This window comes from Agrobacterium sp. MS2 (assembly GCF_003261015.1).
Lineage (GTDB): Bacteria > Pseudomonadota > Alphaproteobacteria > Rhizobiales > Rhizobiaceae > Agrobacterium > Agrobacterium pusense.
On the sequence record NZ_QLNF01000084.1, the window covers coordinates 455044 to 466790 of the forward strand.

Genomic DNA, 11747 nt, shown 5'->3' on the forward strand with positions numbered 1-11747 from the left:
ATCACCGTCCAACCAGCGATACTGCGGGTTTGCTGGTGCTGCCCGGCGGAATGCGGCGGAAATCGAGATCGCGGCTGACGAGGCGCTCCACGCCGGCTGCGGCATCCGCCAGCAGATGGCGGTATCCGGTGATCGAGCGCGCGAAGACGTTATAGATCACCACTGCGGGAATGGCGGCAACGAGGCCGATGGCGGTGGCCAAAAGCGCTTCGGCAATGCCGGGCGCGACGACGGCGAGATTGGTGGTCTGCGATTCCGAAATGCTGATGAAGGAGTTCATGATGCCCCAGACGGTGCCGAACAGGCCGACAAAGGGGGCGGTGGAACCGATCGTTGCCAGAACGCCCGTCCCGCGTGACATGCGGCGACCGGCGTGGGTTTCGATACGCGACAGCGCCGAGGAGACACGTTCCTTGATACCGCCGCCATCCGTATGCTCGACCACGGCATCGGAAAGCTGCATTTCATGAGTTGCCATGCGCAGCATGAGCGCCGCAGGTCCGCCCTTCTTCTCGACAGCCTCGGTAGCCTCGTTAAGGGTTTTCGCCTTGCGAATGACCTTCAGCGTTGCGCCGGCCCGAACACGCGCACCTGCAAGTTCAACCGACTTTGCAACCCACACCGTCCAGGTCACCAGCGAGGCGAAGGCCAGACCGATCATGACGCCCTTCACGACCCAGTCCGCCGCCATGAACATGCCCCAGGGGGACAGGTTGTGTGGGATATCCGCTCGATGTTCGGCACTTGCCGGGTCGGCGCCGACGGGCTCTACCCGGGTTGAAACCTCGTTGGTCGGCGCAGCACCTTCGGGTGTCAGGGCGGGAGCGACTGAAAATTGTGCGCGCTCTGCAGGCGCGGCTTCATTGCCTTGAGGTTGTGCAGGCGCCACGGCTGCCGGCCGTTCCTGTGCGGGCATGGAAGGCTGGTTCGGCTGAACGACTGGAGCGTCCGGCGCCGCCGGGGTTTGTGGGGACGGCTGTGCCGGCTGGACCGTTTCCGCTTGCGGTGCGGACTGAATCTGGGGTTCGGATGCCGTCTGAGCGAAAACCGCACCGGCGCTCAATCCAACCAGTAAGGTAACCCTCGTGGCAAGGGAAATGCGCCGTGTCCTGCTTGCCTTGTTGAGAGACGCGGAAGAAGTGGTGGTCGCAACTGACATGTTTTTTATCCCGGATTTCCGTCGATGAACCCATCCGCAGATTGACCGGTTTGAAGCCGGGGTCATAACGGATGCCGTCGTAAAAGCTTGACGTTCCGATAATAAACCTGAGTTCTTTTGACAACTATTATATTGCCAAAAGACGACCCGTAAACTCTTCTTTACAAAAAATTGACCGATCTACCGTCTTCAGCTGCTCTGCGAAGGCGAAAACTGCGCAACGAGCGCGTGTCGGTCACCGGGATAGGTGACCGACACGCGGGTGATGTGATCCGTTCCGTGCCAGGTCCGGCGATCGATGACCAGACAGGCGGCTCCCGATCCGATACCCAGCGCAGCGGCATTTTTGCGGTCGGCCGAGACGGCGCTGATGCGATGTTCAGCAGCGCTCCAGGGCACCATCTTCAGCAGCCACGTTCCGGGGCCGATCTGCGAAAAATCGGCAAACTCGGCCTCCGGTACAGCAGTGACATTGATGAGGCGCTCTTCCAGACAAAATGGAACGCCACCGGCAAAATGCGTGCAGGTGAGTTCCAGCACGGGCGCGTCGGCCGCAAGCGCCATAGCCGCTCCATCGTTTTTACCCGCAGGCCGCAGACGCCGCTTATCGAGGCGATACCTGTAAACCAGCCCAAGTGCCTGCACCTCGCGTTCGATATCGTGGATTTCCAGCACGGCCGATTGCGCGTGAGGCTGACGGACGAAACTACCGAGACGCCGGCGTCTTTCGATAAGACCCCGCTGCACCAGTTCTCCCAAAGCCTTGTTCACCGTCATGCGCGAACAGGCATATTGGCGCGTCATTTCGTGTTCGAATGGGATACGATATCCCGGCGGCCATTCGCCTGACATGATGTGGCGCTCCACATCGTTGCGGATTCGCTCGTGCAGTGACTTTTCCTGAAGATCGGCGCCTGTGCCCCTCATCCCGATGCTTTTATCCTCCCCGTTCCATACCCTGCTATCCGTGAGCGGCGGCGGCGATCGCTTCGCTGCGGATTTCTTCCGTCAGCCTTGCACGCAGTTCGGAAAATTCCGGGCTGGCCTTGACGGTGTAGTGGCGCGGATGCGGCAGGTCGACCGGCGTGATCGATTTGATACGGCCCGGCCTCGCAGACATGGTCACCACGCGCGACGCCATGAAAACCGCCTCCTCAATATCGTGCGTGACGAAAATGACCGTCTTTTGCTCACGCTCCCATATGCCGAGCAACAATTCCTGCATCAGCCCGCGGGTCTGATTGTCGAGAGCGCCGAAAGGCTCGTCGAGCAGCAGGATTTTTGGGCCATTTGCCAGGGCGCGGGCAATGGCCGTTCTCTGCTGCATGCCGCCGGAGAGTTGTTTCGGCCAATGGTTTTCGAAACCACGCAGGCCGACCTTGTCGATATAGCTGTCAACGATCTCCCATTTTTCCTTCTCCGCAACGCCGCGTTCGCGCAGGCCGAAAGCGACGTTTTCACGGATCGTCAGCCAAGGGAACAGCGTGTAGGACTGGAACACCATGCCGCGGTCCGCCCCCGGGCCAGTCACCGCCCTGCCTGACAACAGCACCTCGCCCGTTGTCGGACGGTCAAGCCCGGCGATGATGCGCAGCAGGGTCGATTTTCCGCATCCCGAAGGACCGAGGATGGTAACGAAATCATTGCGCGGGATTTCCAGATTGGTGGGCTGCAGGGCCAGCGTCGGCTGCCCGCCATGTACGCCTGGAAAGGTGCGGCTGACGCCCTTGATAACGAGTTCGCTCATCAGGCAAGCCTCCAGGCAAAAAGCTTCCGGTTCAGCGATTTGAACGCGAAATCAGAGATAAGGCCGATAACACCGATGACGATGATGCCAAAGATGATCTGGCCGGTCGCCATCAGCGCCTGGCTGTTGATGATCATGTAGCCGATACCGGAGGAGGCGCCGATCAGTTCCGCGACGATGACATAGGTCCAGGCCCAGCCGAGGACGAGACGGAGGATTTCGGCAATGTCGGGCGCATTGGCGGGAATGAGGACACGGCGCACCACGCCCCGATCCCGCGCGCCCAGCGTATAGGCGGCCTCCACCAGATCCCGCCGCGTGCCGGCGACGGCCACAGCCACCATCAGAATGATCTGGAAGACGGCGCCGATGAAGATCACCAGCAGCTTCTGCATCTCGCCGATGCCGGCCCAGAGAATGAGGAGCGGCACAAAGGCGGAAGCCGGAAGGTAACGCGCGAAGGAGACAAAGGGCTCAAGCAGCGCCTCGATGGGCTTATAAGCCCCCATGGCGATACCGAGGGGGACGGCGACTATGGAGGCCAGCACGAAACCGCCCACGACACGCCAGATCGTCATGCCGATATCGCTGGCAAAACCCTGATCCGTCAGCAGATAGATACCATCCTTCAGCATGGTAACGGGGTCGGCCAGAAAGGTCGGCGACACGAAACCGCCCAGCGTGGCAAAGCCCCAGGCCGAGAAAAAAAGCACGAAGAACAGGATGCCGAGCGCTATCCTCGTGCTGTTCTTTATGGGTTGAAGTGGTTGCATTCTGTCGCCTGTCCCGAACCGGCGCGGCACTTCGCCACGCCATCAACATGTTCCCGCACTCAAGACGCGGGAACACTGTCGCGCTTCTTACTGGCTGCAATATCCGGAGAGGGAAATGCAGCTGGCTGTTTCCGTCACTTGATGAAGGACGTGTCCGCGAGGGTCGAAAGATCGGGCTTCGACTTGATTACGCCGATTTCGAGCAGCAGGTCAGCCGATTTTTCGGAAAAAGTCTTGAACTCGCCCTCGAAGAATTTCTGGTTGGCGGCCTTGTCCTGCCATTCGAGGAATTTTGCCGAAGCGGCAAAGGCCTCGCCGGACTGTTTCACATCCGCGCCCATCGTCGCATAGGATTTTTCGGGATCGGCCTTGATAAGATCGAGTGCCTGGAAATAGCTGTCCGCCAGAGCCTTGGCTGCCTGCGGATTGGCCTTCAGGAAGTCTGGCGTGCAGCCAAACGTATCCATGACCGCCGGATAATCCAGTGTCGTGGCAAGAATCTTACCCTTGTCGGGAGCGGTGCGCACGGTAGAGAGATAGGGTTCATAGGTCATCGCTGCATCGTTCTGTCCGGCGACGAAAGCCTGCGCGGCCGGCCCCGGCTCAAGGTTGACGACCTTCACATCCTTCAGTGTCAGGCCGTTTTCCTTGAGGATCCAGGCGAGGAAGAAATAAGGAGAGGTGCCCGGTGCGGACGCGGCCACCGTCTTGCCCTTGAGGTCCGCGACCTTTGCGACATCGCTGCGCACCGCGATGCCATCGGCACCGTGCGATTTGTCCATCTGGAAAATCTGCGTGGATTTCACGCCATTGGCGTTCCAGGCGATCCAGGTTTCCACCGTGGTGGCGGCGCACTGGATGTCACCGGAAGCGAGAGCGAGATGGCGGCTGGCCTGCGGGATTTTCTTGATCTCGACCTTCAGGCCGTTCTTTTCGAAAATGCCGGCCTGTTTTGCAAGCGTCAGCGGTGCAAAACCCGTCCAGCCCGACATGCCTATCGTCACGGACGTTTCGGCATAGGCGGAAGCGGATGAGAAAAGTGCCGCCAGAGCGGCGAAAACCCAGGTTTTTTTCATGATCGGAACCCCTTTTGATTTATTTTTGTGCGACATTGTTTTTCGCTTTATTTGAGGCATCGTAGGCAGGCATTTTGTATTTGTCTAGACAAAACAGAAAGCGCACGCACATCCCTGAAGTGATTGCAAATGCACGGCCAGCCATTCTAGACATAGAGAACGCGGCCGGCGAGCAGGCCCAACGATTTCCCGTATCGAGCTCTCCATGACCAGACAGAGACGTCGTAATATCATCAAGGCCAGAAGGACCGGCACGGGTATCGCGCTGGTTGCCGCCATTTCCTTCATCGCGGGCATGACGGATGCGGTTGGACTGCATATTTCCGGCGACTTCGTATCCTTCATGACCGGCAATACCACGCGCGCCGCGGTTTCAGCGGAAGCGGGCATCTATTCCCACGCCGTGAAACTCCTTGTCGCGATCATTGCCTTTGTGGCGGGCAACGCGGGCGGGATCGTGGTGGCCCACAAGTTCGAGCGGCGTATATTTGCAGTCCTCATGGCGGTCGGATCGCTTGTGGCCATTTCGGCACTGCTTCGTGGCGAGAGCTCGGGCCTCGTGCAATTTTACCTCGTGGTCTTCGCCATGGGCATGGTCAACGCGGCCGTCGAGCATATCGAGGGACTGCCGATCGGCCTTACCTATGTGACGGGTGCCCTTTCCCGTTTCGGCCGAGGCATCGGCCGCTTTCTTCTCGGTGACCGGAGCTTTGATTGGGGCATCCAGATCGTGCCGTGGCTGGGCATGCTGAGCGGTGCGATATGCGGTGCCGTTCTCGGGGCCAAGATGCAGTCGGATGCTCTCTGGGTCGTGGCGGTCGCTGTCTTCGTTGTCGCCATCGCCACACTCATCATTCCGCGCTCACTCCGACAGCGCTATAATCAGAGGGTGAAAATCCGGCGGATTACGCCGTAGCAACCGTTGCGCTCACTTTCGCGAGATCGTGACGAATTTTGTCCCGCGCACCCGCACTGTCATCAGGCAGGGCTCCTTATCAGTACGCTCGCAATAACGCGGATGCATCTTCAGCACGAAGACCATGTTGCCGAACCGCTTGATGAAGTCATAACCGTAGATGCGGGCCGTCGCGATCATCAGGTAGCCGCCTTCTTTCACCTGCACGTAAAAATTATAGGGGCATCCCTCGTCATCACAGGCGCGGCCTTTTTCGCCATCGCAATCCAGAACCCCGTGATTGACGACGGCATCCATCAACCCGTCATTGTTGATATCCAGCCGTGTGACGAAATCGTCGCCGAATGCTGCCACCTTGCACTCGTTGCGGAAATGATCCTTCTCGTAAATCTCCGGATCGCTCACCAGCTGCTGCTGCGCCGAGAGCGCCACCGGGAACATCAAGAGAACCAGCGCCTGAAGAGCGGCAACGAGAGCGATTCGCACGGCATTTTCCTTTGCATCCGTTTGGGTTATGGATGTTGCGATCATCCGGGCGGCCAGCCTAGAGTTTAGTGCTTGCGCGACACTGACGTGTTCGCCGCCCGTGTTCCGGGGGGAACCTTTTCATGACACTTCTGGGTTTTCTCGACTATGCCGGCGTGGCCGTCTTTGCCGCAACCGGTGCGCTTGCCGCTTCGCGCAAGCAGCTCGACCTGATCGGCTTCCTGTTTTTTGCGGCGGCCACCGGTATCGGCGGTGGCACGGTGCGTGATCTCGTGCTCGGCAGAACGCCCGTGTTCTGGGTCATCAACCCCACCTATATTCTCGTCTGCGTCTCGGTGGCGGTGCTGCTGTTCTTCACGGCACATCTGTTCGAATCCCGTTACCGGGTATTGATCTGGCTCGATGCGCTCGGCCTTTCTGCTTATTGCGTCATGGGAGCGGCCAAGGGCCTCGCAGCAAGCGGTTCGGCAACTGTCGCCATTGTCACCGGCGTTCTGACGGCAACATTTGGTGGGGTTTTGCGCGATATTCTCGCCGGTGAGCCGTCCGTGCTCTTGCGGCCGGAAATCTACATCACCTGCGCGCTTCTGGGCTCTTCCACCTTCATTGTCGTCTATTTCTTCGGCGCGCCGCTTTACGCCGCTTCGGCAGCGGGCGTGCTGATGGCCTTTGGGATCCGGTCCGGCGCGCTGATCTTCGGCTGGACTTTCCCGCCCTATAAAGGCAAGCCCGGCAGACGCCCGGAAGATGTCATGAAGTGACCCATGGAACGACGCTGAAAACAGAAATGGCGCCCGCGGGCGCCATTTGCACATCCATTGTCGAACCGAAGAACTTCAGCCGCGCTTGCGGCGGAGGCGGATCACCACATCCACATGGGCGATTTCCATGCCCTCAGGCGCTTCCGGCAGATTGCCGATCTGGAGATTGTTGACAGGTATATCGAGAACCTCGTTCTCGCCTTCCACGAAGAAGTGATGGTGGTCCGACACGTTGGTGTCAAAATAGGTACGGGCACCTTCCACGGCGAGAACCCGGATGAGACCGGCCTCGGTGAACTGATGCAGCGTGTTGTAGACCGTGGCGAGAGAAACGGGCACGCCAGCTGTCACAGCCTCATCATGCAGTTCCTCGACGGTGAGGTGGCGGTCACCTTTCGCGAAGAGAAGATCGCCCAAAGCCACGCGCTGGCGCGTGGGCCTCAGCCCAGAGCGCCGCAGCCTCGTTCCGATATCCAATGTGGCGTCAAATGCCATGCAATCCCATTCCAAACAGAGGTATGCCACCCGTCAATTGCAATAGCATATATCTTTTGCAGGGAATGCTTTCAATAGTTTCAGCGCCGCCGAGTGTCGCAAATGGCCGCAAACCGGCCATTCCTGCAAATTTCCTCTGGTTCCGGCCGGATGGTTCCTGTATGCGGACGGCATATTGAGGTAATGACTTCTGCAAAGAAGGTTCGAAGACAAAGAATGGGGGCGGAACCGCCTCTGCCCTTGCAGCGCTTCATTTTGAACCTAACTTGCTCTAGTGAAGTCGATCAACACCAGTAATTGGGGAAGTGAAAGCGGTATGGCAACGAGGCAATCAAGTTACAATTACGAGGAGATCCTGTCCTGCGGTCGCGGCGAATTGTTCGGCCCGGGAAATGCACAGCTCCCATTGCCCCCCATGCTCATGGTTCACCGCATCACCGAAATTTCAGAAACCGGCGGCGCGTTCGACAAGGGTTTCATCCGTGCCGAATATGATGTCAGCCCCGATGACTGGTATTTTCCCTGCCATTTCCAGGGCAACCCGATCATGCCGGGGTGCCTCGGCCTTGATGGCATGTGGCAGCTGACCGGCTTCTTCCTCGGCTGGCTGGGCGAAGAAGGCCGCGGCATGGCGCTTTCCACTGGCGAAGTGAAGTTCAAGGGCATGGTGCGCCCTCACACCAAGCTCCTTCAATATGGTATTGATTTCAAGCGCGTGATGCGTGGCCGTCTGGTGCTTGGAACTGCGGACGGCTGGCTGAAGGCGGACGGCGAAACCATTTATCAGGCGACAGACCTGCGGGTCGGCCTGTCCAAGGAAAAGGCTGCCTGAGGCAGACGGAATAGTTCAGACAAACGCCGGGCGGCTTCGGTTGTCCAGCCGAAATCTTAAGAAAAGGTCCCTTTCATGAGACGAGTTGTTGTCACCGGCCTCGGTATTGTTTCTTCCATCGGCGGTGATGCCGCTGAAGTCACCGCGTCGCTGCGCAATGCCAAATCCGGCATTTCTTTTTCGCCGGATTTTGCCGAACACGGTTTCAAGTGCCAGGTCTGGGGCAAGCCTTCTCTCGACCCCACCGATCTGGTCGACCGCCGCGCCATGCGCTTCCTGTCGCAGGGCGGCGCGTGGAACCATGTTGCCATGAAGCAGGCAATCGCCGATTCCGGTCTGGAAGAGAGCGATATCAGCGGCAATGAGCGCACCGGCATCATCATGGGCTCGGGGGGTCCTTCCACCCGCACCATCGTCGAAGCTGCCGATATTACGCTGAAGAACAACAGCCCGAAGCGCATCGGTCCGTTTGCCGTGCCGAAGGCGATGTCCTCCACCGCTTCGGCCACGCTCGCGACCTGGTTCAAGATCCACGGCGTCAACTACTCCATCTCTTCGGCCTGCTCCACCTCGGCGCACTGCATCGGCAACGCCGCCGAGATGATCCAGTGGGGCAAGCAGGACGTGATGTTCGCTGGCGGCCACGAGGACCTCGACTGGTCGATGTCGAACCTTTTCGACGCCATGGGCGCCATGTCGTCCAAATTCAACGAGACCCCGGACGTCGCCTCGCGCGCCTATGACGTCAACCGCGACGGCTTCGTCATCGCCGGCGGTGCGGGCGTTCTGGTTCTCGAAGAGCTGGAACACGCAAAGGCACGCGGTGCCAAGATTTATGCCGAAATCGTCGGTTATGGCGCGACCTCTGACGGTTACGACATGGTTGCCCCCTCAGGCGAAGGCGCAATCCGCTGCATGCGGCAGGCTCTTTCCACCGTCAAGGGCGACATTGACTACATCAATACCCACGGCACCTCGACGCCGGTTGGCGACAGCAAGGAAATCGGCGCGATCCGCGAAGTCTTCGGCGATAAGATCCCGCACATCCAGTCGACCAAGTCGCTGACTGGCCATTCGCTTGGCGCGGCTGGTGTACAGGAATCGATCTACGGCCTCTTGATGATGCAGGAACGTTTCATCGGCGAGAGCGCGCATATTTCCGAACTCGATCCGGAATTTGCGGGCGTTCCGATCGTTCGCAGCCGCATCGACAATGCCAAGATCGACACCATCCTATCCAATTCCTTCGGCTTCGGCGGTACCAACGCCACGCTCGTCTTCCAGCGTCATAACGGATAATTGCCCATGAACGGCATCATGCAGGGTAAACGCGGCCTCATCATGGGCGTCGCTAACAATCACTCCATCGCCTGGGGTATCTCCAAGGCACTTGCGGCACAGGGCGCGGAACTGGCCTTCACCTATCAGGGTGAAGCGCTCGGCAAGCGTGTCAAACCGCTCGCCGCGGAACTTGGCTCCGACTTCATCGTGCCTTGCGATGTCGAAGATATCGCTTCTGTGGACGCGCTGTTTCAGACGATTCGCGAAAAATGGGGCGCGCTGGATTTTGTCGTGCATGCCATCGGCTTCTCCGACAAGAACGAGCTGAAGGGCCTTTACGCGGATACGACGCGCGAGAATTTCAGCCGCACCATGGTCATTTCCTGTTTCTCCTTCACGGAAATCGCCAAGCGCGCCGCCGAGCTGATGACGAATGGCGGCTCCATGCTGACACTGACTTATAACGGTTCGCAGCGCGTCATTCCGAACTATAACGTCATGGGCGTTGCCAAGGCGGCGCTCGAGGCTTCCGTGCGTTATCTCGCTGCAGATTTCGGCCCGCGCGATATCCGCGTCAACGCCATCTCGGCCGGTCCGGTCCGCACGCTCGCAGGTGCGGGCATTTCCGACGCGCGCGCCATTTACGCATGGAACCAGAAGAACGCGCCGCTGAGACGGACGGCGGATATCGACGATATCGGCGGGTCTGCGCTCTACCTTCTGTCCAACCTCTCGCGCGGCGTGACGGGCGAGTGCCATTACGTAGACTGCGGCTATAATATCACCTCGACACCCACGCTCGAGGTTCTGTCCAAAGCGGACGCGGAATAATCACCGTCCCTCGTTTATTAAAGCCCGGCACCGTGCCGGGCTTTTTTCATTTGGCGTCTGTGTCATTTTCATAAATCACTAAAGTATAAATCACCGAGGTAACTGATTTTAAACATCGGTTGATTATGGTCCGCAACAATTCAACGGTTGCGCTTGCCGCATATGCTTAGAGATCGACACTGCCTCATGCGACTGGCCAAACTGAAGCCATTGCTGGAAAAATTCGGAGTTTCGCGCGACGGGACCGCAGCCATCGAATTCGCGATCCTCGCCATCCCTTATTTCCTGGTTGTTTTCGCAATCATCGAAACCTTCATCGCCATGATCGCGGAGCAGGTGGTCGTCAATGCCACCGAAAGCATGGCCCGGCGGCTGAGGACGGGGCAGATCAGCAGTTCGATTTCGAAAGAAGATTTCCGAAAGAACTTCTGCAACGAAGTCTCGGTGATAATCACCTGCTCGGCGGATGAGATCAAAACGGAACAGAAGCTCTATATCGATCTTCGCTCTTTCACCACCTTCAAGGATATCCCCACCGCCATACCTTTGAAGGCCTTCGGAGAATATTACGATCTTGATACGGCGCAATTCGGCTTCAAGCCGGGTGGGCCGGAAACGATCAACATGCTGCGTGTCTATTATCGCTGGCGCGTGACCGCCGATATCATTCGCCCCTATCTTACAAAAATTCGCCCGGCCGATGGATCGATGCCTTCTCACTTCCTGATCGTCGCGACCGACGCTTTCATGAACGAAAAATACACGACAAGCGGGGGCTCCTGATGGCAGGTCTGATTGCCGCCGTGACGCAAGGCAGGCTGCGTTTCATTGCGCTTGCTTCACGCTTCGCAAGAGATCGCCGCGGTGTTGGCGCGGTGGAATTCGCGATCATTTTCCCGATATTGCTCGCACTTTATGTGACGTCCTTCGAACTCACCATCGGCTACAATACCTACAAGCGGGCAAGCAGCGCCGCCGCGACGATCAACGACCTGATTTCGAAAACGGGTTCTGTAGACAAGACCTATCTTGCAGGCATGGGGGATGTAGCATCCGCAGTCTTCGCGCCCTATAGCACGAAGGGTCTCCGCCTGAAAATCAGCGGTATCAAGATCGATGCTCAGAAACAGGCGAAAATCACCTGGTCCTGGGATGAGAAGAACCAGCGGCCCTATGCGGTCGGCTCTGCGGTGGTGGTGCCGACCCGCCTGCTGATTGCTGACAGCTTCCTCATCCATGTCGAACTTTCTGTCCCGCATGAACTGTTGATGTTCATGACCGACATCTCCTCCTCTGGCGTCAAGTCGATCACCATCGGCCGCGATTATTTCTTCAAGCAGCGCGATGCGGAGACAGTCTGCAGCAATTGCTGAATGCACCGTTGCATCCG

14 protein-coding genes are annotated in these 11747 nt (G+C 58.5%); 7 read left to right on the top strand and 7 right to left on the bottom strand.

From position 1 onward, the window contains the following. Position 1: 1 nt before the first annotated feature. The 5 genes from exbB to DOU54_RS22420 form a co-directional block, all read right to left on the bottom strand. Positions 2–1159 carry a tonB-system energizer ExbB gene (gene exbB, locus DOU54_RS22400; protein WP_162749541.1) on the bottom strand — a complete coding sequence of 386 codons (1158 nt, stop codon included), beginning with the start codon at positions 1157–1159 and terminating at the stop codon, positions 2–4. Between the two features lie 189 nt (positions 1160–1348). After that, on the bottom strand, positions 1349–2086 hold the full coding sequence (hutC, locus tag DOU54_RS22405; RefSeq protein ID WP_113380839.1) for a histidine utilization transcriptional repressor HutC: 738 nt from the start codon (positions 2084–2086) through the stop codon (positions 1349–1351). A 34-nt stretch (positions 2087–2120) separates the two neighbouring features. Next, positions 2121–2906, bottom strand: coding sequence for an ABC transporter ATP-binding protein (locus tag DOU54_RS22410; RefSeq protein WP_004439229.1), 786 nt, complete (start codon positions 2904–2906; stop codon positions 2121–2123). Continuing rightward, on the bottom strand, positions 2906–3679 hold the full coding sequence (locus DOU54_RS22415) for an ABC transporter permease (protein WP_004439228.1): 774 nt from the start codon (positions 3677–3679) through the stop codon (positions 2906–2908). Before DOU54_RS22415 ends, DOU54_RS22410 begins: the two co-directional genes overlap by 1 nt. A 134-nt stretch (positions 3680–3813) precedes the next feature. Then, a complete protein-coding gene (locus tag DOU54_RS22420) occupies positions 3814–4755 on the bottom strand; it encodes an ABC transporter substrate-binding protein (protein WP_113380963.1) in 942 nt (313 codons plus the stop codon). A gap of 205 nt (positions 4756–4960) precedes the next feature. On the opposite strand from DOU54_RS22420, the gene DOU54_RS22425 reads away from it, so the two are divergent. Next, complete coding sequence (locus DOU54_RS22425) at positions 4961–5671, top strand: YoaK family protein (protein WP_112766038.1); 711 nt, start codon at positions 4961–4963, stop codon at positions 5669–5671. A gap of 12 nt (positions 5672–5683) precedes the next feature. Here the strand turns inward: DOU54_RS22425 and DOU54_RS22430 are convergent, their stop codons facing one another. Beyond that, positions 5684–6202, bottom strand: a complete 519-nt coding sequence (locus DOU54_RS22430) for a hypothetical protein (protein ID WP_006699798.1) — start codon at positions 6200–6202, stop codon at positions 5684–5686. Positions 6203–6279: 77 nt separating this feature from the next. On the opposite strand from DOU54_RS22430, the gene DOU54_RS22435 reads away from it, so the two are divergent. After that, complete coding sequence (locus DOU54_RS22435) at positions 6280–6918, top strand: trimeric intracellular cation channel family protein (protein ID WP_004439220.1); 639 nt, start codon at positions 6280–6282, stop codon at positions 6916–6918. A 75-nt stretch (positions 6919–6993) separates the two neighbouring features. Here the strand turns inward: DOU54_RS22435 and irrA are convergent, their stop codons facing one another. Next, positions 6994–7413: an iron response transcriptional regulator IrrA gene (gene irrA, locus DOU54_RS22440; RefSeq protein WP_003493135.1), complete on the bottom strand. Its 420-nt coding sequence runs from the start codon at positions 7411–7413 to the stop codon at positions 6994–6996. Between the two features lie 316 nt (positions 7414–7729). Here irrA and fabA point away from each other — a divergent pair, with 316 nt between their 5' ends. The 5 genes from fabA (at position 7730) to DOU54_RS22470 (ending at position 11730) form a co-directional block, all read left to right on the top strand. Continuing rightward, a complete protein-coding gene (gene fabA, locus DOU54_RS22450) occupies positions 7730–8245 on the top strand; it encodes a 3-hydroxyacyl-[acyl-carrier-protein] dehydratase FabA (protein ID WP_003507274.1) in 516 nt (171 codons plus the stop codon). A gap of 75 nt (positions 8246–8320) precedes the next feature. Next, positions 8321–9544, top strand: coding sequence for a beta-ketoacyl-ACP synthase I (gene fabB, locus DOU54_RS22455; protein ID WP_006699799.1), 1224 nt, complete (start codon positions 8321–8323; stop codon positions 9542–9544). A 6-nt stretch (positions 9545–9550) separates the two neighbouring features. Beyond that, the gene (gene fabI / locus DOU54_RS22460) at positions 9551–10357 is read left to right on the top strand and encodes an enoyl-ACP reductase FabI (RefSeq protein ID WP_022555382.1); all 807 of its coding nucleotides are present in this window, start codon (positions 9551–9553) and stop codon (positions 10355–10357) included. Between the two features lie 186 nt (positions 10358–10543). After that, positions 10544–11140, top strand: coding sequence for a TadE/TadG family type IV pilus assembly protein (locus DOU54_RS22465; RefSeq protein ID WP_004439213.1), 597 nt, complete (start codon positions 10544–10546; stop codon positions 11138–11140). Beyond that, a complete protein-coding gene (locus DOU54_RS22470) occupies positions 11137–11730 on the top strand; it encodes a TadE/TadG family type IV pilus assembly protein (protein ID WP_037089524.1) in 594 nt (197 codons plus the stop codon). Before DOU54_RS22465 ends, DOU54_RS22470 begins: the two co-directional genes overlap by 4 nt. The last annotated feature ends 17 nt before the right edge of the window (positions 11731–11747 follow it).